Origin of the sequence: Dialister pneumosintes, assembly GCF_001717505.1 — a bacterium.
GTDB classification, from domain to species: Bacteria; Bacillota; Negativicutes; order Veillonellales; family Dialisteraceae; genus Allisonella; species Allisonella pneumosinta.
In genome coordinates this window covers 792,406-817,091 of sequence record NZ_CP017037.1, presented here as the reverse complement: position 1 = coordinate 817,091, position 24,686 = coordinate 792,406, and the positions used below count along the sequence as shown (strand labels likewise).

At 34.7% G+C, this 24,686-nt stretch carries 22 protein-coding genes and 3 pseudogenes; 23 read left to right on the top strand and 2 right to left on the bottom strand.

Annotation, left to right across the window (positions count from 1 at the left end):
- The first annotated feature begins 3 nt into the window (after nucleotides 1-3).
- The 7 genes from tsaD to guaA all read left to right on the top strand — a co-directional run bounded on the left by tsaD (nucleotide 4) and on the right by guaA (nucleotide 6,739).
- Nucleotides 4-1,032 carry a tRNA (adenosine(37)-N6)-threonylcarbamoyltransferase complex transferase subunit TsaD gene (tsaD, locus tag BCB69_RS04025; RefSeq protein WP_069177083.1) on the top strand — a complete coding sequence of 343 codons (1,029 nt, stop codon included), beginning with the start codon at nucleotides 4-6 and terminating at the stop codon, nucleotides 1,030-1,032.
- A complete protein-coding gene (locus BCB69_RS04020; protein WP_069177082.1) occupies nucleotides 1,025-2,422 on the top strand; it encodes a sensor histidine kinase in 1,398 nt (465 codons plus the stop codon). Before tsaD ends, BCB69_RS04020 begins: the two co-directional genes overlap by 8 nt.
- On the top strand, nucleotides 2,422-3,015 hold the full coding sequence (locus BCB69_RS04015; RefSeq protein WP_069177081.1) for an ANTAR domain-containing response regulator: 594 nt from the start codon (nucleotides 2,422-2,424) through the stop codon (nucleotides 3,013-3,015). Before BCB69_RS04020 ends, BCB69_RS04015 begins: the two co-directional genes overlap by 1 nt.
- A gap of 24 nt (nucleotides 3,016-3,039) precedes the next feature.
- The gene (locus BCB69_RS04010) at nucleotides 3,040-3,756 is read left to right on the top strand and encodes a metal-dependent hydrolase (protein WP_069177080.1); all 717 of its coding nucleotides are present in this window, start codon (nucleotides 3,040-3,042) and stop codon (nucleotides 3,754-3,756) included.
- Between the two features lie 74 nt (nucleotides 3,757-3,830).
- On the top strand, nucleotides 3,831-4,526 hold the full coding sequence (locus BCB69_RS04005) for a hypothetical protein (RefSeq protein WP_159049971.1): 696 nt from the start codon (nucleotides 3,831-3,833) through the stop codon (nucleotides 4,524-4,526).
- Nucleotides 4,527-4,583: 57 nt separating this feature from the next.
- A complete protein-coding gene (locus tag BCB69_RS04000; protein ID WP_069177078.1) occupies nucleotides 4,584-5,135 on the top strand; it encodes a phosphoribosyltransferase family protein in 552 nt (183 codons plus the stop codon).
- A gap of 65 nt (nucleotides 5,136-5,200) precedes the next feature.
- Nucleotides 5,201-6,739 (top strand): glutamine-hydrolyzing GMP synthase, encoded by a 1,539-nt coding sequence (gene guaA, locus BCB69_RS03995; RefSeq protein WP_069177077.1) that lies wholly within the window; start codon nucleotides 5,201-5,203, stop codon nucleotides 6,737-6,739.
- A gap of 157 nt (nucleotides 6,740-6,896) precedes the next feature.
- Here guaA and BCB69_RS03990 read toward each other — a convergent pair.
- Nucleotides 6,897-7,433, bottom strand: a pseudogene (locus tag BCB69_RS03990) (helix-turn-helix domain-containing protein); the annotation flags it as partial.
- Between the two features lie 34 nt (nucleotides 7,434-7,467).
- On the opposite strand from BCB69_RS03990, the gene BCB69_RS06560 reads away from it, so the two are divergent.
- The 5 genes and pseudogenes from BCB69_RS06560 (at nucleotide 7,468) to BCB69_RS03965 (ending at nucleotide 11,711) form a co-directional block, all read left to right on the top strand.
- Nucleotides 7,468-7,785, top strand: a complete 318-nt coding sequence (locus BCB69_RS06560) for a plasmid mobilization relaxosome protein MobC (protein WP_069177076.1) — start codon at nucleotides 7,468-7,470, stop codon at nucleotides 7,783-7,785.
- Nucleotides 7,785-8,165 (top strand): annotated as a pseudogene (locus BCB69_RS06585) (relaxase/mobilization nuclease domain-containing protein); the annotation flags it as partial. The gene BCB69_RS06560 and the pseudogene BCB69_RS06585, both read left to right, overlap by 1 nt.
- 1,283 nt (nucleotides 8,166-9,448) lie before the next feature.
- Entirely contained in the window at nucleotides 9,449-9,658 is a 210-nt protein-coding gene (locus tag BCB69_RS03975) for a helix-turn-helix domain-containing protein (protein WP_069177074.1), read from the top strand.
- 3 nt (nucleotides 9,659-9,661) lie between these two features.
- Nucleotides 9,662-11,194, top strand: a complete 1,533-nt coding sequence (locus BCB69_RS03970; protein ID WP_069177073.1) for a type I restriction-modification system subunit M — start codon at nucleotides 9,662-9,664, stop codon at nucleotides 11,192-11,194.
- Nucleotides 11,184-11,711, top strand: a complete 528-nt coding sequence (locus BCB69_RS03965; RefSeq protein WP_216821528.1) for a restriction endonuclease subunit S — start codon at nucleotides 11,184-11,186, stop codon at nucleotides 11,709-11,711. Before BCB69_RS03970 ends, BCB69_RS03965 begins: the two co-directional genes overlap by 11 nt.
- On the opposite strand, the gene BCB69_RS03960 is transcribed toward BCB69_RS03965, so the two are convergent.
- Nucleotides 11,708-12,424: a restriction endonuclease subunit S gene (locus tag BCB69_RS03960; RefSeq protein WP_159049970.1), complete on the bottom strand. Its 717-nt coding sequence runs from the start codon at nucleotides 12,422-12,424 to the stop codon at nucleotides 11,708-11,710. The genes BCB69_RS03965 and BCB69_RS03960 overlap by 4 nt on opposite strands.
- 92 nt (nucleotides 12,425-12,516) lie before the next feature.
- Here BCB69_RS03960 and xerA point away from each other — a divergent pair, with 92 nt between their 5' ends.
- The 11 genes and pseudogenes from xerA to BCB69_RS06500 all read left to right on the top strand — a co-directional run.
- A complete protein-coding gene (xerA, locus tag BCB69_RS03955; RefSeq protein WP_069177072.1) occupies nucleotides 12,517-13,500 on the top strand; it encodes a site-specific tyrosine recombinase/integron integrase in 984 nt (327 codons plus the stop codon).
- A gap of 12 nt (nucleotides 13,501-13,512) precedes the next feature.
- Complete coding sequence (locus tag BCB69_RS06295) at nucleotides 13,513-14,634, top strand: restriction endonuclease subunit S (protein ID WP_083990010.1); 1,122 nt, start codon at nucleotides 13,513-13,515, stop codon at nucleotides 14,632-14,634.
- A 41-nt stretch (nucleotides 14,635-14,675) separates the two neighbouring features.
- Nucleotides 14,676-15,446, top strand: a complete 771-nt coding sequence (locus BCB69_RS06475) for an FRG domain-containing protein (protein ID WP_216821527.1) — start codon at nucleotides 14,676-14,678, stop codon at nucleotides 15,444-15,446.
- 127 nt (nucleotides 15,447-15,573) lie between these two features.
- Entirely contained in the window at nucleotides 15,574-15,969 is a 396-nt protein-coding gene (locus BCB69_RS06470; protein WP_216821526.1) for a hypothetical protein, read from the top strand.
- Nucleotides 15,969-19,115 carry a type I restriction endonuclease subunit R gene (locus BCB69_RS03940; protein ID WP_069177071.1) on the top strand — a complete coding sequence of 1,049 codons (3,147 nt, stop codon included), beginning with the start codon at nucleotides 15,969-15,971 and terminating at the stop codon, nucleotides 19,113-19,115. The genes BCB69_RS06470 and BCB69_RS03940 overlap by 1 nt, the downstream gene beginning before the upstream one ends.
- A 33-nt stretch (nucleotides 19,116-19,148) precedes the next feature.
- Entirely contained in the window at nucleotides 19,149-19,829 is a 681-nt protein-coding gene (locus tag BCB69_RS03935; protein ID WP_335582817.1) for a GIY-YIG nuclease family protein, read from the top strand.
- A gap of 42 nt (nucleotides 19,830-19,871) precedes the next feature.
- Nucleotides 19,872-20,732, top strand: a complete 861-nt coding sequence (gene dinD, locus BCB69_RS03930; protein WP_069177069.1) for a DNA damage-inducible protein D — start codon at nucleotides 19,872-19,874, stop codon at nucleotides 20,730-20,732.
- 517 nt (nucleotides 20,733-21,249) lie between these two features.
- The gene (locus BCB69_RS03925; protein WP_069177068.1) at nucleotides 21,250-22,251 is read left to right on the top strand and encodes a DNA cytosine methyltransferase; all 1,002 of its coding nucleotides are present in this window, start codon (nucleotides 21,250-21,252) and stop codon (nucleotides 22,249-22,251) included.
- 46 nt (nucleotides 22,252-22,297) lie between these two features.
- Nucleotides 22,298-23,254 (top strand): HaeIII family restriction endonuclease, encoded by a 957-nt coding sequence (locus BCB69_RS03920; protein WP_069177067.1) that lies wholly within the window; start codon nucleotides 22,298-22,300, stop codon nucleotides 23,252-23,254.
- A gap of 189 nt (nucleotides 23,255-23,443) precedes the next feature.
- Nucleotides 23,444-24,067 (top strand): hypothetical protein, encoded by a 624-nt coding sequence (locus BCB69_RS03915; RefSeq protein WP_069177066.1) that lies wholly within the window; start codon nucleotides 23,444-23,446, stop codon nucleotides 24,065-24,067.
- Nucleotides 24,068-24,153: 86 nt separating this feature from the next.
- Nucleotides 24,154-24,666 (top strand): annotated as a pseudogene (locus BCB69_RS06500) (type I restriction enzyme endonuclease domain-containing protein); the annotation flags it as partial.
- Between the last annotated feature and the right edge of the window lie 20 nt (nucleotides 24,667-24,686).

Genomic DNA, 24,686 nt, shown 5'->3' with positions numbered 1-24,686 from the left:
GTTATGAAAATTTTGGCCTTTGAAACAAGTTGTGATGAAACATCTTGTGCAGTTATTGAAAATGGTCGTAAAATTTTATCAAACATTATTTCTACACAAGTAGATATTCATAGGAAATTTGGTGGAGTAGTACCTGAAATTGCTTCAAGACATCATATTGAAGATATATTGCCGGTGGCTATCGAAGCATTAGAACAAGCACAAGTGGATTGGAAAGATATCGATGCTATAGCTGTTACAGAAGGTCCGGGATTGGTAGGTGCTTTATTGGTGGGAGTGGCAGCAGCAAAAGCTTGTGCTTGGGCATTAAATAAACCTCTTATTGCTGTGAATCATATGGAAGGTCATATTTTTGCCAATTTACTTCAATATCCCGACTTAGAACCCCCTTTCTTATCATTGGTTGTTTCCGGGGGCCACACTATGCTTGTTGTGGTGGAAGACTATAATACCTTTAAGTTATTGGGAGAAACAAGAGACGATGCAGCCGGTGAAGCTTTTGATAAAATTGCACGTGTAATGGGATATCCTTATCCGGGGGGACCTCATATTGATACATTAGCGGCACAAGGAAATCCGGATGCTATCCCATTTCCGATACCGCTACAAAGAGAACATGATACTTTTGATTTTTCTTTTAGCGGACTTAAATCGGCGGTTATCAATTATCTACATACGGCAGAAATGAAAAAACAGGAAATTTCTAAAGAAGATGTAGCAGCTTCTTTCCAAAAAACGGTAGTAAATACAGTCGTAGATAAAACGATGGCGGCTTTAAAGAAAACAGGATTTAAAACATTAACTTTAGCAGGTGGTGTGGCGGCTAATCATGGACTTCGACAAGCATTATCTTTAGCTTGTGAAAAGCAAGGTATCCGTCTATGCTGTCCGGATCCTGTTTTATGTACAGATAACGGTGCGATGATTGGCTGTCGAGCTTACTACATGGCACAGGCAGGTATGTATGCTCCACTTACGATGAATGCTAATCCCCGATTGCCTTTTTTGGCAGAAAAGATAAACAATGACTGAGCAATTATATTCCTTGATAAGAGAATATACGAATTTAACAGAAGTGCAGGCTCGCATATTGACCTATTTACCGGCTGCACTTAATTTTGCTGCCGATATATCACGAAACCAAGTGTATATATGTGCCAAAGGAAAGAATAAAGATATGATGGTTATTCTTTCAGCATCCAAACCTTCTTTTGATACCGGAAAAACACATCTCATGGAAGGGGATACTTTTTTATCAGAAGAAGTCGCTATTGCAACATCTGTACTTCGCAGTGGAGAAAAAGTTGTAGGGCGAAAAGAATTGGAAATAGGACGTATCGTTGGAGTGACCGCTTATCCTATTTTAGACAATGCAGGAGTTCCCTTTGCTGTTGTCGGATTTATGGCTAATCATTTAGAGCAACAGCAAATATTGACAGATACCGCTTATCAGATTTTACAACTTCCTCTTTCACAGGAAGAATACCGGCAAGTGCGTCCTCAAGACGGCATCCTTATTTTAGATGCAGTAGGACGTATTTTGTATGCCAATGATACTGCTTCCGGACTTTATTTGGTTATGGATAGAGACGGGAGTAACAAAGAATCGGTTGCAGGTAAGATTTTATCTCGCTTACCTTTAATTCAAAAAGTAAGAGAAACAGGAAGACCGGACTGTCAAGAAGAACGGATTGGAGATGTAACCTTGTTTATTTGGGCATTTCCCTTGCTCAAAGATGGACGAGTAATACGTACGATTCTCATTGTTTCCGATGTAACCGTTGTAAGAGAAAAAGAACGGCAAATTTTGGTAAAAGAGTCCGTGATTAAAGAAATTCATCATCGAGTAAAAAATAGCTTAAATACAGTAGCCGGATTGCTTCGTATGCAAATGCGTCGCTCGGGAGATGAAGACACAAAACAAGCACTAAAAAAAGCAGTAGATCGAATTTTAAGTATTTCACAAGTACATGATGTATTAGCACATCAAAGTGGAGAAGATATTGATTGGAATATGCTGTTAAATAAACTCTGTGATTTATCTGTTAAGAGTTTAGGAAATCGCAGTTGGGAACTGTTACGAGAAGAATTACAAACTTCGATTATTCTGAATTCAGAAAAAGCGGTACATTTATCGATTGCCGTTAACGAACTCATTCAGAATGCCATTCGACATGGTGTATCAAACCAAGTCGGCGGAATACTGGTTGTAAAAGATTGGATGGATACGGATGGGTTACATATTGTTATAAAAAATAATGGAAAACAATTACCGGATAATTTTAATAGCCATTCATATGGGCTGGGGTTGCAGATTGTCAAAACATTAGTTGAACTGGAACTTCGGGGAGAATTTTTATTTAGAAACGAAGAAGATATGGTCGTTGCTGAAATTATTTGTCCGATAGGAGAGATGGGATAATGGAACAGTATCGGATTGTTATTGCTGATGATGAAGTGCTAAGCTCTATGGATTTAAGAGAAATGTTGGAAGAAGCAGGGCATGAGGTCGTCGGGGTAGGCGTAGATGGCGTGGAAGCTTTAGAACTGGTTGAAAAATGGAAACCGGATGTGGCTGTTCTCGATGTTAAAATGCCTCGATTGGATGGATTGCAAGCAGCTAAAATCATAGCACATAACCAATGGGCACCGGTTGTACTTCTTACCGCCTTTGGAGATGAAAACATTATAAAAAAAGCAGGAGAGTCTATGGTGTTCGGTTATGTCATGAAACCCGTAGAAGAAAAAAACTTATTTCCTGCACTTACCATTGCAGTAAGCCAATTTAAAAAACGAGTAGAAATGGTAGAACGTGTGCGACAGATGGAAGCCGATATTGCAGAGAAAAAAATAATGAGTCGTGCGAAAGGACTTCTTATGGATTGCTATGGCATCACGGAAAATGAAGCACATCGGCGAATACAAGTCATTAGCATGAAGCGAAGTATGACACTTTCTGAAGTTTCACAACAAATCATCAAAGAAATTATGGCAAGAAAAAATAAATCACAATAGAAGCTATATAAGGAGAACGCAATAATGAAATATAAATTTAAATATATTTATCATGGGCATTCTTGTTTTGAATTAAAAACACAAAAAATAACGATGTTATTTGATCCTTTTTTTACAGGAAATACCAAAGCGGATATTACAGAAAAAGAAGTTTTTTGTAATATGATTTTGTTAACACATGCACATGATGACCACTTTGGAGATGCTATTTCTATTGCACAACGAACAGAATCTGTTGTTATAGCTATTCCGGAAGTATTGGCTTTGTTTCCTGAAAAAGGGATTCATAGTCACGGAATGAACTTAGGCGGTACAGTAGAAACTCCTTATGGACATATTACGATGGTGCCTGCTATGCATAGCTCCGGTGTAGCCGGCGGTATAGCTTGTGGATATGTGATTTCATTTACGGATGGACCGACTGTTTATTATGCAGGGGATACCGCTCTTTTTGGTGATATGAAACTCATTGGAGAATCGTTCCATATTGATTATGCAATACTCCCCATTGGAGACAACTATACTATGGGACCGTCAGATGCCATTCGTGCGGCACAAATGCTTCAAGCTAAAACCGTGATACCGATTCACTATGACACTTGGCCGATTATTGAACAAGATGTTAAACAGTTTAAAAAGGAAGCGGAAGAACAAGGACTTGATGTAGCTATTGTTATTCCGGGGCAAGCATTTGTGCTTGATTTAGATATTAGAAAAGCAAAGAAAGAAGGTAAGTTATAATCCTTTTCAGTTTAGTGATTATGCTATAATACATACGGCATATAATTTTAAAATAAGAAAGAGAGGCATCCGCTATGAAAATAAAACATCTTTTTTGCACCTCTTGCCTGGTTATATCCTTGGCAATAGGTGGATATATGCATACAGATGCGATTTCTTATTTTAATAATGATATCAATTATCCAATGCTTAGTACGGGAAATCGTAAATCCGGAACCCATTTGTTTATGGATGTGCATTCTACAGTTGTTACCAATGTAACAAAAAATGACATTCAAGTAGCAGCCAATCTTCTTCATATTAGAAATGATTTGATTGTTGATACCAATACCACTTATTTTAAATTAGCTGTTGATGGGAAAAATTATGTGTTGGATGCTACGGATAAGTGGCACCTTCTTCCTAAAAACACCGCAAATCCGTTAACGCTAGCTGCTGTTTTAATTCGAGAAGACATGGCAAATAGTGTACATCGTGAAAAATATGAAAAAGAAATTAGTGAACTTATCTATAATAAGCAACAACAGAAAGCAAAACAGAGTAAGAAAAATGTAATTACTACATCTGAGAAGAAAGAATATACGGATAAAAAAGTAATGGTAGATAAAAAACAAGTGGCAGAAAAGAAAAACGAATCTAAGAAAAAAGAAGTAAAAAAGACATTACCAAAAGACAAGATCGCAAATACAAAGCTGCAGAAACCGGAAGAGGACACGATTCAAATCAAGATAGAGTCCGTACCTGTTGTGCATATTACGACTAGAGAATGAAATATACACAACTTTTGTGTTTATTTATAAAAATACTTATTAGGAGAGAAATAAAAAGTGGCAAACCGATTTTATGAAATGCAAGTGGCAGGTTGTAAAAGAAAACTTCCTATTATTAATTTGAATGAAGAAATAGCAATTGCAGGATTTATTATTCTTGGGGATATAGAGCTTACAGAAAAAGCGGCAGAAGCTTTGGTTGCTAAAGTACCTCAAGATGTAGAAGTGATTTTGACGGCAGAAACTAAAGGAATTCCTTTAGCCGAAGCAATGGCTCGTAAAATGGGATTGCAACATTATGTAGTAGCTAGAAAATCTGTTAAAGCCTATATGGAAAATCCGCTTATTGTAGAAGATGAATCTATTACTACACAAGGAAAACAAATTCTCTGTCTTATGGACGATGATATTGCACGTATTCGTGGGCATAAAGTTCTTTTAGTCGATGATGTAATTAGTACAGGCGGTTCATTGAAAGCTCTTGAAAACTTGGCGGAGCAAGCAGGTGGGCAGATTGTAGGGAAATGTGCCGTATTGGCAGAAGGCGATGCTATCAATCGTGGAGATATTATCTACTTGGAAGAACTTCCATTTTTTGATGCAGAATAGCAAGAAAATAGAATTCTTATGATATAATAACTTCCATAATATATTTGAATTAACAGGAGGAATCCATGGAGCATCAGGAAATCGTTATTATTGTCGATTTTGGTGGTCAGTATGCACAACTTATTGCTCGTCGTGTACGTGAATGCGGTGTATATTGCGAAATTTTACCTTATGTCAAATCTGCTGATGAAATATTAGCTAAAAATCCTAAAGCAATTATTTTATCCGGTGGACCATCCAGTGTGAATGCACCGGACGCACCGAAAATTGATAATAAAATTTTTGAAGCAGGTATCCCTGTATTAGGAATTTGCTACGGTATGCAGCTCATTTGTAATGAATTAGGCGGTAAAGTAGCTCGTCCGGCTAAGAGAGAATATGGACATGCTATGTTCTATTTAGACGGAGAAAACTCTCTATTTGATGGACTTTCTAAAGAATCGGCTGTATGGATGAGTCATGGAGATTCCGTTGTGGAAATGCCTAAAGGATTCAGCTTGGCAGGACATACCGATTTGACTCCGACCGCAGCTGTTGCTAATGAAGAACGCAAAATGTATGCGGTGCAATTCCATCCGGAAGTAGTACATACAGAAGAAGGTACAGCTCTTTTAAAGAATTTCCTTTTCAAGATTGCTCGTTGTGACGGCGGTTGGTCTATGGAAAATTACGTAGATATTGCCGGACAGAATATTCGTGAACAAGTAGGTAGCGATAATGTCATTTGTGCATTATCCGGTGGGGTAGACTCTTCTGTGGCAGCGGTGCTCGTACACAAAGCTATTGGGGATCAGCTGACCTGTGTATTTGTTGATCATGGATTCTTGCGTCTTGGAGAAGCAGAACAAGTCGTAGATACTTTTACCAATAAATTTAATATGAAACTGGTTCATGTAGATGCATCTAAACACTTTATGGATTTGTTATCCGGTGTTACTGAACCTGAAAAGAAACGTAAAACCATTGGTGCAGAATTTATTAATACATTCCAACGTGAAGCAAATAAGCTTTCCAATGTAAAATTCCTCGTACAAGGCACTCTATATCCCGACGTTGTAGAAAGCGGTACAGCTACCGCTGCTACCATTAAGTCTCATCATAATGTAGGTGGACTTCCTAAGGATATGAAGTTTAAGTTAATTGAACCGCTTCGTGAATTGTTTAAAGATGAAGTAAGACAATTAGGCCGTGAATTGGGACTTCCGGAAGAAGTTATTAATCGCCAACCCTTCCCTGGACCGGGTCTTGCCATTCGTATCATTGGTGATATCACTCCTGAAAGATTGGATATTTTACGTAAAGCAGACTTCATTGTTCGTGATGTTATTAAACAGCATGGACTTTATAATGACATCTGGCAATCCTTTGCCGTATTGCCGGCAGCTATTCGTAGCGTTGGCGTACAAGGCGATGAAAGAACCTATGACTATACCGTAGGCATTCGTGCCGTAACCAGCTCTGACGGAATGACCGCCGATTACTTCCGTTTCCCATGGGAAGTTCTCGATGAAATGAGCCGTCGTATCTGTAACGAAGTAAAAGGTGTTAATAGAGTAGTGTACGATATCACCTCTAAACCACCGTCCACCATTGAGTGGGAATAGTTAAAAATAGACTGTAAAGCCTTATAAATAGCGGTTTTGCAAGTGTTGTGCTTGCAAAATGCTTGCAGATTTTAGAAATGGGTCACCTAAAGAGTAATTCTTTGGGTGATTTTTTTGTATTTAAAAATGCTACAGGGAGTTCCCATAGCATTTCTTTTTATAGCAAATTATTTTCTTTCAAATACTCAATTCTCTTCTTTAAAATCTCATCACGGCTCAGTTCTTCAAATTCTTTCTGTGTTAGTGGTAGAGAATAATACTCTGCGGATTTATTTTTCATAGAATCAAACTGTTCCTTTGTAATAGAGTAGGATTCCAAGTCAAACAGATTATCAGACAACTCTTTTAGGATATTGCATACGTCAGCATTAAAAGCGTGTTCTTTATCATTACCATAGAACACAAGCTTAACATTCCATTTATTTTCATCGGTTTCAATGTCATTATTTGGGAATTTATCTTCCACAATTATTTCAAATCCAATTTCTTTTTTCATTGCCAGTTCATACATAAATAATACAAAATCTCTCATGCTTGAAAGACCGAAAGTATAGTCACTTCTTCCGGCAATCCAGTCTAAAGATACATTGCATTTATCGGCAATATCTATCAGAACATCTATTGTAGGATTATTTTTTCCATTTTCGTATGCAGACATGGACGGTTGAGGGATTCCTAAAAATTCTGCAAACTCCTTTTGTGTTTTTTATTTATAGAATGAAGAAGATATGAAAGAGCTTAACCGAAGATTTGCATTGACCAATTTTAAGAGCAAAAGAGAGTTTTATAGAGACAGTATTTTCAAGAATAGAATTATTAGCATTGATTTATCCGGTGAGTTTAGAAAAGAACTGCGAGAACTTTCTTCCCTTGGCAGTCGTAACTCAGTGAACCTGAATCAGATTGCAAAGGAAGTAAACAGTACAGGAGCTATTTATAAAGATGATATTGAAAGTATCAAGAAAGCCTTGCAGGGAGAACTACTTTTTTTATCAGGATTTAGAGAAAAAGTTTCAGACTATATTATCAATGAGGTAATCGGGTGATGGCTGTTACAAAGATACATCCGATCAAAACAACACTTAAAAAGGCGATAGACTATATCTGTAATGGCTATAAAACCGATGATGAAATCTATGTTACGACGCACCTGTGTAGTAGAGAAAATGCCCACAAGGAATTTGAACTTACAAAGAAACAGTTTAACTCAAAAACAAAGACTTTGGCTCATTATCTAATTCAATCTTTTGTTCCAGAAGAAGTGAGTTTTGAAGAAGCACATCAAGTTGGAATTGAACTTTGCGAAAAGATTTTAGAGGGAAAATATGAATATGTCTTAGCAACGCATATCGACAAAGACCATATCCATAATCACATAATTTTTAATTCCATTGATGTCGAAGAAGGTAAGATATATCATTCCTATTACGGTTCCTATATGAATATCCGAAATCAAAGCGATAAGCTTTGTAAGGAGCATAATTTATCTGTACTTGACCAAGAAACAGAAAAAGAAATCAACGAGATTAAGCGAAGAAAATTTGTGAATTGGTATGACTGGAATGAAGATAAAAAAGGTAAAAGTTATAAGTCAAGACTTCAATTTGATATGGATAGAGTAATTCAAAAAGCAATAAACTGGGAACATTTTCTTAAAATAATGGAACAATATGGATATGAAATTAAGTTTGGAAAGTATATTGCTTTCAAACAGAAAAATCAGCAGAGATTTACAAGAGCGAAAACCATAGGGGATAACTACACAGAAGAAAAAATCAAAGAAAGAATCCGAAATAAAGACAAAGATCTGGGCAATATCATAGACATTAAGAACAACGATAAAGCAAATTCCAGCAAAGGATATGAGCATTGGGCGACAAAGCACAATCTTCAAACAGCAGCTTCAACGCTTGTTGAAATCAGAAACAAAGGCTTTAACTCAATGGAAGAATTGGAGCGTGGCATCAGCCGGATCTCTATTGAAATGAATGACTTGAAACGAGAATTTGATAAGATGTCATTGGAACAAAATAGGATAAAGGAAGTAGTAAAGCATATTCAAGTCTGTATCAACAAGCGAGAACATTACGAGGGTTATCGTAAAAATCCGAATGATAAAATCTACATGATGATGAACAGAAAAGATGTGGAAGCCTATCAGAAATCCTATGAGGAAATAGATATTTTCCTTAAGCAATTTCCTCATTTGAGACATGTAGTGTTGGGAGAGTTAAAAGCAAAATCTGGTAAAAATCTTTTCAAGAAATTAAATGAGCGTTCCAAAGAATTACAAGTTAAGCAAGAGGAGATTGCTAAGAAACATAATTCATTAGCAGCACAATATGAGGAGTTGGAACATCTGAAAGTTAATATGAATGATTATCTTGGCAGAAATAAAACGGAGGATAAAAAGGAATCAGTTATTGGCGCAATTAAGAGGCATCAGGCTGACGATAAGGAAAAGCCTAAAGAAAAGCCTAAAGAAAAGAAAGAAGCTTCCAAAGAAGCTGAGAGATAAACTTATGGTTGGTGTGGTCTTATGACGGCGCCGACTTCATATATTTTATGAGTTCACATATTTATGTTGATAAAATATAGAAATTTATAAAATCTAAAATAAAAATGGAGAGAACGCTATATTTTTTGTGTTGGGAAATGATATAATATTATAAATTAGGTTTAGGGACTCATAGAAAGTGAGGAAATTTAATGAAAGCTAATTATAAAAGATTGTGGCATATTTTATTAGATAGAGATATGAAAAAGAAAGAGTTAGCTCAAATAGCCGGAGTTAGTACATATACTATCAACAAGCTCAACAAGAATGACAATGTAACAGTTGAAGTTTTAGGTAAGATTTGCAAAGCTTTGGATTGTACATTAGACGATATTATGGAATTTGAAGAGGATGGTGAATAAAGAATGGCTGGAAAAAATAATGCAAATATAGGTTTTGAAAAACAAATTTGGGACGCAGCTTGTGTTCTTTGGGGACATATTCCTGCTGCTGAATATAGAAAAGTAATTGTTGGACTTATTTTTCTTCGTTATATATCCAGTGCCTTTGAAAAACGCTATGAGGAACTTCTAAAAGAAGGTGATGGTTTTGAAAACGATAGGGATGCATATGCAGAAGAAAATATTTTCTTTGTACCGGAAGAAGCTCGTTGGAGCAAGATTTCTTCTGTTGCACACACACCTGAAATTGGTACAGTAATTGATGAAGCAATGAGGGCAATCGAAAAAGAAAATGCGAGTTTAAAAAATGTTTTGCCTAAGAACTATGCCAGCCCTGATTTGGATAAAAGAGTATTGGGGGAAGTCGTTGACTTATTTACTAACGAAGTAAAAATGGATGGAACTGAGGCAAGTAAAGATTTACTTGGAAGAACTTATGAATATTGTATCGCTCAGTTTGCAGCCTATGAGGGAACTAAAGGTGGTGAATTTTATACACCATCAAGTATTGTTAAGACTATTGTTGCTATTTTAAAGCCGTTTAATAATTGCCGTGTATATGATCCTTGCTGCGGCAGTGGTGGCATGTTTGTGCAGAGTGAAAAGTTTGTACAGGCTCATAGTGACAATAGAGGTAATATTTCTGTTTATGGACAGGAATCTAATGCAGATACATGGAAGATGGCGAAAATGAATATGGCTATAAGAGGAATTGATGCCAATTTCGGCTCTTACCATGCCGATACATTTTTTAATGACATCCATAAAACATTAAAATCGGATTTCATTATGGCAAATCCACCATTTAACCTTTCAAATTGGGGAGCGGATAAATTAAAAGATGATGTAAGGTGGAAATATGGAACTCCGCCATCGGGAAATGCAAACTATGCGTGGATACAACATATGATTCACCACTTAGCACCTAATGGGAAAATAGGTTTAGTACTTGCTAATGGAGCATTATCATCCCAATCTTCCGGAGAAGGAGAAATAAGGAAAAAGATTATAGAAGATGATCTCGTTGAAGGAATTGTAGCTTTGCCGACACAGCTGTTTTATAGTGTAACTATTCCTGTTACCTTGTGGTTCATCACTAAAAATAAAAAACAAAAAGGGAAGACTCTATTTATTGACGCCAGAAAAATGGGATATATGGTTGATAGAAAACATAGAGATTTTACGGAAGGAATACAAGAAGATGGAAGTCTTGGAGATATTGATTTATTAGCGAAAGCCTTTGAAGATTTTCAAAATGGAGAATTAGAGGAGAAAAAGGGATTTTCTGCCATAGTGTCAATAGAAGATATAGCAAAACAGGACTATATCTTAACTCCCGGTCGATATGTAGGTATTGAGGAGCAAGAAGATGACGGAGAGCCTTTTGAGGAAAAGATGAAAAGGCTGACCTCAGAGCTTTCGGGTATGTTTGAGAAATCTCATGAACTGGAAGAGGAAATCAGAAAGAAACTGGGGGCGATTGGGTATGAAGTTTAAGCTTTCTGAGGTAATGGAGTTGATTGGTGGCGGTACTCCCAAAACTGGCAAACCTGAATATTGGAATGGAAATATTCCATGGCTATCTGTTAAAGATTTTAACAATGGTCTTCGATATGTTTATGAGACGGAAAAATCAATAACGCAATTAGGGTTGGAAAAATCATCAACTAAGCTCTTACAAAGGGGTGATGTGATTATCTCCGCAAGAGGAACGGTTGGCGAGATAGCAACAGTCCCGTTACCTATGGCATTTAATCAGTCCTGTTACGGACTTAGAGCAAGAACAGAAATAGTAACAAGTGATTATCTGTATTATCTAATAAAGCACAATATTTCAGTAATAAAAAAGAATACTCATGGTTCAGTGTTTGATACCATAACACGAAACACTTTTGATAATATCGAAGTTGAAATTCCAAGTATTGAAATACAAGAAAAGATAGCTTCAATATTAGGCGATTATGATGAAAAAATCGAGTTGAACAATGCGATAAACAATAATTTAGCGGCTTAGAGTTCGATGTTGGAAACATCTAGTTCGCCAGACATAAGTTTAGGTAACAGAGCATCTCGGAGTACAGCAAGATGTTCATTTTGCTTGCCATTGGCAAAAATCTGATTGAAAATCGATTTGCAATAATCATCAAATGCCATAACTTTATCTACTGGTGGAATTAAAATAGTTTCCGTTTCGATAAAGCCTGAGAAGTCAAGGTTCTTAATACCTGTTGTGCCGTTTTCATAAGAGAAAAAAATGCCTTTACCATACAGGTATTGCCAATAATAGTAGATGAACAAACTGTATCCTTCTTTGGGTTTCATTGCTTTACAGAAATTTGTGCAAACCATACCGCTATCATAACGGTCGAGTAATGATTGAGTTATAGCTGTACATCTACCGGTTGATTGAGTAGGACTACCTCCTGAAATTTCAACAACAATGTCACCGGCTGTAAGTTGTTTTGTGGAAAAGTTTTTAGGAAGAATATATCTTGTGGGCATTTTGCCTTTGTTGCCTGCTTTGACTTCGGGAATATCTGCACCTCTAATGCAGTAAACCTTTTCGGTATTATTGCCTGTTGGTGCTTCTTTTCCCCAATCACCATTTAAGGTTGATTTAATAAGCTCAGAGAATGTTCCCGTTGACCATTCATTGTTTTCAGGATTGTCTATAAACCATTCTTTGAATATAGCCTGAGCTTGCTGCTCTAAATTATTGTTTAGCATATAACATACCCATAACTTCTGTGGGTGGCAGAAGTTAATATCGGGGGACTTCCGCCCCATAGTCGTTCTCTAAGAATAAAGGAGGATTGACTGTGAAACAAGATTTAATCAAAGATGTTGTTCAAGGAATGTTACCGTACTTGAACAATGCACAAAGCGAAAGGTTGCAAGAGGTGTTACAATACACCCTCGTAAGGTACGAGGTAACAGAAAACAAGCAACAAGAAAAAATTTCGGAGCAGAACTTTGTAGAACTGTTCTTATCGGCAAAGCGAATAGAGGGCTGTTCTGAAAAATCTCTTAAGTACTACAAAGCTACTATTGAAGCTATGCTTAATGAACTCCAAAAAGATGTCAAACATATAGTTACAGATGATATAAGAGGATACCTGACAGAGTATCAGGAAAAGAAAAAGTCAAGTAAAGTTACAATAGACAATATACGCCGTATTCTTTCAAGTTTCTTCTCGTGGTTGGAAGATGAGGACTATATACTGAAAAGTCCTGTCAGGCGAATACATAAGGTCAAAACAGGCACGAACATTAAAGAAACATACTCTGACGAAGCATTGGAACTTATGAGAGATAACTGTACCGAGCCGAGGGACTTGGCAATGATAGATATGCTTGCTTCTACTGGTATGCGTGTAGGAGAAATGGTGCTACTTAACCGCAATGATATTGATTTCAATGAGAGAGAATGTATTGTTTTCGGTAAGGGCAGTAAAGAAAGGGTTGTTTACTTTGATGCAAGAACAAAGATACATTTGCAGAATTACTTAGGAAGCAGAACGGACGATAATCCGGCTCTGTTTGTGTCGTTGAAATCGCCACACGAAAGGCTGAAAATTGGTGGAGTTGAGGTTCGTTTGCGTGAATTTGGAAAGCAATTAGGGTTACAAAAAGTGCATCCGCATAAGTTCAGGCGTACGCTTGCAACAATAGCAATAGATAAAGGAATGCCTATTGAGCAATTGCAACAGCTCTTGGGGCATAGGAAAATAGATACGACCTTGCAGTACGCAATGGTCAAACAGAGCAATGTTAAGATTGCTCATCGAAAATATATTGGATAGAGAGGGAAAACTATGACTGAATGGCAGACATTTAGACTTGGTAAAATGGTTTTAACAAATCAAAGCACTTATTCTCAAAAAGAGGATTGGCAATTTGTAAACTATTTGGATACCGGAAATATTACAATGAACCGAATTGATGAAATACAGTATATCAACACTTCAACGGATAAGTTGCCGAGTAGAGCAAGAAGAAAGGTAAAATTGAATAGTATTATTTACTCAACCGTAAGACCGAATCAGTTGCACTATGGAATTATTAAAGAACAGCCTGAGAATTTTTTAGTATCAACAGGATTTGCGGTAATTGATGTTGATTTTGAGAAAGCAGTTCCTGATTACATTTATTATGTTTTGACGCAACAGGAAATTACAGAACATTTACAAGCCATCGCGGAACAGAGTGTGTCAGCGTATCCTTCGATAAAACCTTCAGATATAGAGAATTTGGAACTTATGATTCCGGATATAAAAACTCAAGAAAGAATTGTATCTATATTGAGTTCGATAGATGAAAAAATAAAGAAAAATAATGCGATAAACAATAATTTAGAGCAGCAAGCTCAGGCTATCTTTGATAATATGTTTCCCAATACTTCATCAGGCGATAAATTTATTGGTGATTTCATAACACCCAAACGAGGAAAGAATTTATTGTCCAAAAATGCTATATTGGGCGATGTTCCTGTTGTTGCAGGTGGATTAGAACCATCAACTTATCATAATGTATCAAATACACAAGCTCCTGTTCTCGCAATTTCTGCATCGGGAGCAAATGCTGGATATGTTAGCTTATGGAACACCCCAATTTGGTCATCAGATTCATCTTATATAGATAGTTCTATGACTAATGATGTTTATTTTTGGTATGTCTTATTAAAGAAAAGACAAACAGAAATATTTGATACTCAAACTGGTTCGGCACAACCCCACATTTATCCTCAACATATTGCTACTATGCCAATAACAAATATAAGTAACGATGATATTTCTACATTCACAAATACGGTTACACCTATATTTGAAAGAATAGGTCATAATAAGGCTGAAAATATTCGGTTATCTGCTTTGCGAGACACTCTTTTACCAAAACTTATGTCCGGCGAACTTGATGTGTCTGACATAGACCTCTAAGCCACTAAATTATTGTTTATATTACAGAAGGAGTCGTAAATATGGAAGAAATAATATTTAATAAAGATGAAATGGAAAACTATGGAATAGAGATAACTTCTGTAAGTTCTTTTATTGATGAAGTAAATAAGATAAAAGATGATTTGTATGGGAGCAATGAGGAATTATTTTTCAGAGGACAAAAAACTGATTTCTGGGATGTTATTCCAAGCATTTTTAGAGGTAATTTTTTAAGTGTAGAACATACATTAATGCAAGTTCCTCTATTAAAAGCACCTTATGAATTTATTTCTATAAATCATGATTTTGAAATCATGACGAAATACCAGCATTATGGAATGTGCACAAGATTGTTGGATTTAACTACGAATCCGTTAGTTGCCTTATACTTTGCTTGTGAAGAATATGGTGATGTATGTTATAAAGAAATTGAAAATGAAGAAGACACTAAAATACAAGAAGCGAATGGTGTAATATTTTTTAATAAAAAATACTCTGTATCTACAAATGAGATAAATATAAAAGTCATATCCTCTTTATCTCAGATAGATTTATCAAATGATAATACCCTTGAATCCATATTGAGAAAACTTACAGAACGGCAAGCTATATCAAAAGAGTTAGAAGAAAGATGGAAATCTAAAGAACATTACGAAGAATTTATAAATATTATTCAGAATAATTATATTGTTATTCCACCATACAACAATGAAAGATTATCAAGACAATGCGGAATGTTTTTATTGGCAGGATGCTTTAATTTTGTTTATACCGAGTCTATCAGTGAGTCCAGTATAGAAAAAAGGATATAAAGATTTACGAGATGAATTTGATAGAAAGTTTTTCTATATTTCTGGGGAGAAGAAGAAAGAAATATTAGAGGAATTAGATACTTATAATATAAATGAGGCAACTTTATTTCCTGAATTAGAACATCAATTGAGTTATATAAAAAATAAAAAGAATGCGAAAACAAAGGCTTCATCAGAATTTATAAAATTTGATTCTAACGATATAAACCAACAAATAATAAAAACAGATATTGAAATAAATAGCAGCATAATAAAAGATGAAGGTTTCAAAGATACTGTCATTAAAGATTTAAGCGAAAAATATCATTTCAATATGCAAAAAATATGGGAATTGGTGGAAGAATGGGTTTCAATAATTGATTGGAATAGACAAGAGTCTGTAATAAGTAGATTTAAGGTGAGCGTTCAAAAAGTATTACTGAAAAATGGATTCGATAAAGAACATGCAAAGAATGAATCAGAGTACATCAGTGATAAAATTATAAAGATAGCAACTCAATTATCTGAGAGGAGTGAAAAATAGTGTCGAAATTTTTCATAGAAGCAAATTATGAAAACTCAATAATTGAATTATTTCAGAATGATTTGGGATACGAGTATGTATACGGTCCTGATATTGAAAGGGATTTTTACAATCCATTATATGAAGAGGCTTTGGTTGAATCTCTATATCGTTTGAATAGAGGAATACCGGATGATGCTATTCAGGAAGCACTATATAAACTCAAAAACTTTGAAAACGGAGAGCTTGTGCAGAAAAACGCCGTATTTATGGACTATCTGCAAAATGGTATCCCTGTAAGATTTTTTGTGGACGGCGAGGAGTGTTCTTCTATCGTCTATCTTGTTGACTACAAAAATCTCGAAAACAACTCCTTTATAGTTGCTAATCAATGGACTTTCATTGAAAACAGTAATAAACGTCCTGATATAATTTTGTTCTTAAATGGTTTACCAGTTGTATTAGTAGAACTAAAATCTCCATCTCGTGAAGAAACGGATGCATCAGAAGCCTACAGGCAACTTCGTAATTATATGCAAGAAATTCCGTCTATGTTTATTTATAACGCTATTTGTGTTATGAGCGATCATTTGACATCTAAAGCGGGGACTATCACCTCCGGAGAAGACCGCTTTATGGAATGGAAAACAAAAGATGGAAACTATGAAAATACACAATATGCACAGTTTGATACTTTCTTTGAGGGGATGTTCCAAAAAGAAAGACTACTTGATATTATCAAAAACTTTATTTGCTTTTCAAATGAGGGGATTAACACCTTTAAAATTCTTGCCGGATACCATCAATATTTTGCGGTAAGAAAAGCGATTGAATCTACAAAGCAAGCTACCATTACTGACGGTAAAGGCGGTGTTTTCTGGCATACACAAGGAAGCGGTAAATCACTTTCGATGGTGTTCTATGCTCATTTATTGCAAGAAGTATTAGATAGTCCAACAATTGTTGTTCTCACCGACAGAAATGACCTTGATGACCAGCTTTATAGTCAGTTTGCAAAGTGTAAGGATTTTTTAAGACAAGAACCATTACAAGCAGAAAGTAGAGAAAATCTAAAAACTTTGCTTGCCGGCAGACAGGCAAATGGGATAATTTTTACTACTATGCAGAAATTCGAGGAGTCTAACGAACCTTTATCTGAACGCCATAATATTATAGTGATGGCTGATGAAGCTCATAGAGGACAATATGGACTTGCTGAAAAAATAAAGATTACAAAGAATGAAGATGGTGATGAAGTAGCAAAGCGTGTTATCGGCACAGCAAGAGTTATTCGTAATACGCTTCCAAATGCCACATATATCGGATTTACAGGAACACCTATTTCATCAAAAGATCGCAGTACTCGTGAAGTATTTGGCGATTATATTGATATATATGATATGACACAGGCTGTTGAAGATGGAGCAACACGTCCAGTTTATTATGAAAGTCGTGTTATTAAACTTAACCTTGACGGCACTACCTTGAAATTAATTGATGCGGAGTATGATTTAATGGCTCTTAATGCTGATGAGGAAGTTATTGAAAAGAGCAAGAGAGAGCTTGGTCAGATGGAAGCAGTGCTTGGGAATGATAACACTATTAATTCTTTGGTTTGTGATATTCTTGACCACTATGAGAATAATAGAGAGAATTTGCTTACAGGTAAAGCGATGATTGTTGCATATTCTCGCCCCATTGCCATGAAGATTTACAAGCGAATATTAGAACTTCGTCCGGATTGGACTGAAAAAGTAGCTGTTGTTATGACCTCCGGCAACAATGATCCAGAAGAATGGAGACAGATTATAGGTAATAAACACCATAAGAATGAGCTTGCAAAGAAATTCAAAGATAACGATAGTCCTATGAAGATTGCGATTGTTGTTGATATGTGGCTAACCGGATTTGATGTGCCGTCTCTTGCTACGATGTATGTATATAAACCTATGTCCGGACACAATCTTATGCAAGCAATTGCTCGTGTAAACCGTGTATTCCGTGATAAAGAAGGCGGTCTTGTAGTTGACTATGTTGGAATTGCTACTGCTTTGAAACAAGCAATGAATGATTATACTGCCCGTGATAAAAAGAACTATGGTGATACTGATGTTTCAAAGGTTGCATATCCAAAGTTTTTGGAGAAACTATCAATTTGTCGTGATAAGTTTCACGGATATGATTACACAAAGTTTATTAATGGTACAGATCTTGAGAGAGCAAAAACTATAAGCGGTGCGGTCAACTTCATTATGGGCAGAGAAAAGGTTGATGATAAGGATTCCTTCGTAAAAGAGGCTCTTATGCTTCATCAGGCTCTTTCTCTTTGTTCATCTTTAGTTGATGAAGATAGTAGATTTGAAGCAGCATTCTTTGAAGCTGTCAGAGTTCTTGTTCTAAGACTTACAAATACCGGTGTTGGAAAAAAGATTTCATTACCGGAAATGAATGCAAGAATAAATGAACTTTTGAAACAGAGTATTAAAAGTGATGGCGTAATAAATTTATTTTCAGATATCAAAGAAGAATTCTCTTTGTTTGACCCGAAGTTTCTTCAAGAAGTTGCAAATATGAAAGAAAAGAACCTTGCAGTTGAACTATTGAAAAAATTAATTGCAGAACAGGTTTCTGTTTATCGAAGAACAAATATTGTAAAAGCTGAAAAGTTCAGCGAGATTATGCAGCGTTCTCTTAATGCTTATCTTAACGGCATGCTTACTAATGAGGAAGTTATAGAAGAAATGTTAAAATTGGCAAAACAGATTGCAGCAGCACATCAAGAGGGAGATAAATTAGGACTGATTGCCGATGAGCTTGCTTTCTATGACGCCTTAACAAAACCTCAGGCAATCAAGGACTTTTATGAAAATGAGGAACTGATTGCAATAACAAAAGAATTAGCAGATACTCTACGTAAGAATAAGTCGATTGATTGGCAGAAGCGTGAGTCAGCAAGAGCTAAAATGCGTATGCTGATCAAAAAACTCTTGAAAAAACATAAATATCCGCCTGAAGGAATGGATGATGCAGTTCAAACTGTTATGACGCAGTGTGAATTATGGACTGATAATCTAAGCTTTGAAGAAGAATGTAATGTTTATTCATATACAAACCAAACAGAAGAAATTCTGCCCTCAGTTGCAGAAGATAGAGGAAAGTATAATTGATTAAGCTAATTTTTGAAAGTTTGAAAGGGTTAAATGATGGCAAAAGGGATAATATATTTAATGACTACAGTTGTTTCTGGTCTTATCAAAATCGGCAAGACTGGAAATGACCAATTTGAAAATAGAATGAGGTTTTTAGAAAGTAATGGATATGCAAATATCACAGGGTTAAAAAGGGAGTTTGCTATAGAAGTAGATGGATACGATGACAAAGAAAAACTTATCCATGATATCTTTAGTAAAAGTAGAATTGCCGGTACTGAGTTGTTTGCATTAGACATAGAGATTGCTAAATCCTTATTAGCTTCTTTAGATGGCAAACAAATTTATCCTAAGGATAAAAGTAAAAAAGAAGTGTTCAAGGAATCTACAGAAGAGATTAAACTTAAATCTGATGGAGGATTTATTCCGGATGGTGATTATGTATTAAATCGTAATATAAAAGGTTTTGGAAAAGTAAATGGGAAAGCTACCGTTAAAGACGGAGTATTTAAAGTGTTAAAAGGAAGTCTTTGTGGCAATACCGGTAAAGGATATATCCCATCTATTAGGAGGAATGCAAAAATAAAAGATAATATATTGCAAGAAGATATTGTATGTATGAATCCATCGAGTGCTGGGTGGATAGTTATTGGAAAATCTAATAATGGATGGGTAGAATGGAAAGATTTACAGGGGAATTCTATTGAAAAATATAGAGATAAAGAAAAATAGTTGATATAAGTTAGCTATTATAAAAATAATGAGAGGGTGCTTATGCCAAATTTAAAAGCAAAAGAATATAAGAAATTTGAAGATATTAAGTATGTTAGAGAAGATGGAAGTGAGTATTGGAGTGCAAGGGAACTTGCTGATGTACTTGATTATTCTCAGTGGAGAAACTTTCAAAATGTCATTGATAGAGCGATGATTGCCTGTGAGAACAGCGGACATGAGGTCACATACGATTTTGCTGAGGTCAGCAAAATCGTAGAGGCTGGAGCTACAAGGAAGTCTATAAAAGATTATGAACTTACGAGATATGCTTGCTATTTGATTGTGCAAAACGGCGATCCGAGAAAAGAGGTTATTGCACTTGGACAAACCTATTTTGCCATACAAACATATCGTCAAGAAATAGCAGATCATTTTAATCAGCTTGATGAAGATAGAAGAAGGCTTGTTGTTCGTGGAGATATTAAACAATGGAATCAGCTTTTGGTAGAAACAGCACACGATGCGGGAGTTATCACAAACGAAGAATTTGCTATATTCCAGAATGCAGGATATATGGGATTGTATGGTGGATTAGATGTTGAAGACATACATGATAGAAAAGGCTTAACTGCGAGACAAAAGATTTTAGATTATATGGGAAGTACTGAATTGATTGCTAATCTATTCAGAATATCCCAAACGGAAGAAAAGCTGAGGAAAGATAAAGTTGAAGGTGCAGAAGCAGCAACAAAAGTTCACTACTCAGTAGGAAAAGAAGTGAGAAGTGCTATTGAAAAAATAGGCGGCACTATGCCGGAAGATTTGCCTGTTCCGGAGAAAAGCATTCAACAGATAGAAAAAGAACAGATGAAGCGCTTAAAAGATAAAGCGAAAAAGGGCAAATTGATGTTGGATGAATAATGTGTGTCCCCAACAACACTATTGCTGTAGTATCACCACTGATACTGTTTTGATACTAAAAATCTCAAAAACTATAAAAAATAGATATAAAAACACCTGATTTTAGAAACTTAATAGGTACTGATAATATATAAAAGAAACAAATATGCTACGGTAATTATTGAGTGGGAATAAAACAAAAAGAGTAAGTAGAAATATTCTACTTACTCTTTTTTATTTTAGAGAACATTTTTAGTTTTTAGATAATGAAAAATAGTAGATATTTTATAAAAATGGGTGGATATGCTTTTTAATAAAAGAAAAAAGAATAGAAAAAGAAAAAATAGAAAGCAAAATAAATAGGTTCTAACTTGAATTTATATTGAGCATTTTTATAATAGAAAACAAAATTGTTGGAATCAGTATATAATATATTAAGAAAACTAAAAATAAAATTATAATAAAATATATTGTTCAATAAATCATTTATAGTATTAAAGTATATACTATAGAAAATAAGGTATTTAGGAGTATATTAATGGATGTAATTAGTTTGTTTTCTGGTGCAGGTGGATTAGATTTAGGGTTTGAAAAAGCTGGATTTAATATAGTTGCAGGGAATGAATATGATAAAACTATTTGGGAAACATATGAAAAAAATCATAAAGCAAAACTTATAAAAGGAGATATATGTAATATTTCCTCAGACCAATTTCCTGACTGTGATGGAATTATAGGGGGACCGCCATGTCAATCATGGAGTGAAGCCGGTTCTTTAAAGGGGATTAATGATCCACGAGGGCAATTGTTTTATCAATATGTACGTATTTTGAAAGATAAACAGCCGAAGTTTTTTTTGGCAGAAAATGTTAAGGGAATGATGGCGAGACGACATAATGATGCAGTTAAGAATATAGTTTCTCAATTTGAAGGAGTTGGGTATGATGTTTTTATTCATTTGCTAAATGCGAGTGATTATGGAGTGCCACAAGATAGAAAAAGAGTTTTTTATGTAGGATTCAGGAAAGATTTGAAGGTTAAATTTGAACCACCTAAGCCATATAATTCAAAACTAACCTTTAAGGATGCTATTTTTGATTTAAAAGATTCTGCAATACCAGCATTAGAAAGAAATAAAACTAATGGTGGTAACTGTAAATTTTTGAATCATGAATATTTCATCGGTGCGTATTCACCAATATTTATGAGTAGGAATAGAGTTAGATCTTGGTATAAACAGGCATTTACAGTCCAAGCCTCTGGTAGACAATGTCAGCTACATCCTCAAGCACCTGTAATGCCAAAAATAGGGAAAAATAAACATATATTTGAACCTGGGAAAGAAGCATTATATAGAAGATTAACCGTAAGAGAATGCGCAAGAATCCAAGGATTTCCAGATGATTTTAAATTCTATTATACGAATTTAAATGATGCCTATAAAATGATTGGTAATGCTGTGCCGGTAAATCTTGCGTATGAAATGGCTAAATCTATAATAGTTGCTTTAGAGGAATTTAAATTTAATAATAAGCTTTAATAACAATCTTTTAAAAACATGTATAAGTAATTAATAGAGGTTAATTATGAGCAATAAAAGTAATAATCAAGGTAGAGCATATGAATTCTCTTACTTGATTACACTATTGGAAGAAATATCTAAAATAAGACCAGTAAAAATAGAAGAAAATAGTAGTTACTTTGCGGCAGAAAGAGCATGGAAAACTTTAACTGATTCGGAAAAAATAATATATAAAGTTAGTGCTTTAGCAGGGGTTAACACTATATTTAATCTCGAACCATTAATTTTAGATGATGGTGATGATGAGATTGAGTTAAAAATTCAATCGGATGATAAGGGGAAGCTGGGGGACGTAAGAGATGTCTTAATCATCAGGCGAGGTATCAAATGGGAGATAGGACTTAGCGTTAAGCATAATCATTTTGCGGTTAAACATAGCAGATTATCTAAGAACTTGAATTTTGGTAAGAAATGGTATGGAATAGATTGTTCTGAACAGTATTGGAAAGACATTAAGCCCATATTTGATTATCTTGATGATGAGAAACAAAATGGTTCTAAGTGGAGTGATTTGCCGAATAAAGAGGATGATGTATATGTTCCATTATTAAATGCTTTCAAAAGCGAATTGGAAAGACAAAATAATTTATTTAGAAAAGACATTCCAAAACTTATGGTGGAGTATTTGCTTGGTGAATTTGATTTTTATAAAGTTATTGGAATTGATAATAAAAGAATAACTCAAATTCAAAGTTATAATTTAAGAGGTACTCTAAATAAGCAAGGAAATAAGAGAAAGAGAAGCATTGAATTACCAGTATCAACACTTCCGACAAGAATTGTAAGTTTAGAATATAAACCGAGTAGCAAAAATACTTTGGAATTATATCTTGATGGTGGTTGGCAATTTAGCTTTAGAATTCACAATGCGTCAACTAAGGTAGAAACAAGTTTGAAATTTGATATACAAATCATAGGCATGCCTACAACTATTGTTTCAATAGATTGTAGATGGAAGTAGGGGCTTATTATGAAAGACCTTATTGAAGAATTAAATAAATATCCGGTGGAATATTGAGATTTTAAGGGGAAAAATTAAAATAGGCATACATAATATAGGAAAGTATTTTATTGAAATAATTCTAGATATGCAATATGAATTATTTTAGATAGATAAAACAATTTAAATAAATGGAATGGAGATTCTAGATTGAATGAAAGTAAATTAAATTCTATTAAGGATATAATTCTAGGGATAGTATTGCTAGTAATAATGGGCTATATTAGTGTTTGGTTATTAGGAATATTGTTAGATTGTATAGTAAATTTTATTGATAGATTTAATCAAGTTACCTCAAATATAGATGCTGTTGTTATCGTTGCATTAATAACTGGTAGTGTATCAATTTTGGGTGTTGTGATTAGTTCAATAGTATCTAAAGTAATAGAATATCGTCAAAATACTAAACGATATTTATATGAAAAAAGAGAACAACCATATGTTGAATTTATTGAAATGGTATACAAATTACAAGAAAATGTGAAGAAGAATAGAAAATACACTGAAAAGGAAATGTTAGAAGATGTATTTAGTTTTTCTAAAAAATTAATATTATGGGGCTCGAATGATGTTATTAGAAAATGGCTTAATTTTCGTGAAATCAGCCAGATTGAAAATAGGAACCCCATGGATAATATTTTTATGCTGGAAGAGATTATTTTTGAAATTAGAAAAGATATGGGACAAAAAAAGGGAGGATTAAAACAAGGTGATATTTTGGCCTTTTTTGTAAATGATATTAAGGAACATATTTCTACACATAAAAAGAAATAACTGAAGTTGGGTTGGTCAAGAATAACCTAAAACGGAACAAATTTTCTAGCTTAACTTAATCAAGTTAAGCTAGAAAATTTAATGCATTATTAAAACTACTGAGAAAGGTAATCAGTGACTATAGTAAAACGAATAGAGTAAAGGCACTTGAGTTTTCTGAAAGATTGAAGAGAGTCGTTGATGAATATAATAACCGTGACAACCTTGCCTTTGTTAATGGGGTCACAGAAGAATTTGTTGACAACTTATTTGATGAGCTTATCAGTTTAATGAGGGCATTAGAAATGGATAGAAACTCATTTGAAGAAATGGGAATATCGTAGAAGAAAAGACTTTCTATGACATTCTGGTAAATGTTCGAGATAAATATGAATTTCTTTATAAAGATGAAAAGTGTGTTGTTTTAGCTAAAAAAGATTAAAGCATTAGTAGATGATAAGTCTCAGTATACAGACTGGTCTAACAGAAATAATATTAAGTCACAATTAAAGATGGAGTTAGTTATCTTATTATATGAAAAAGGTTATTCACCAAAGTGGAATGATGAAATCTTTAATATGGTGATGGAACAGGCTGAGAATTTTAAAGCGAATGTGTAGCAGATAATTAGAGATTAAAG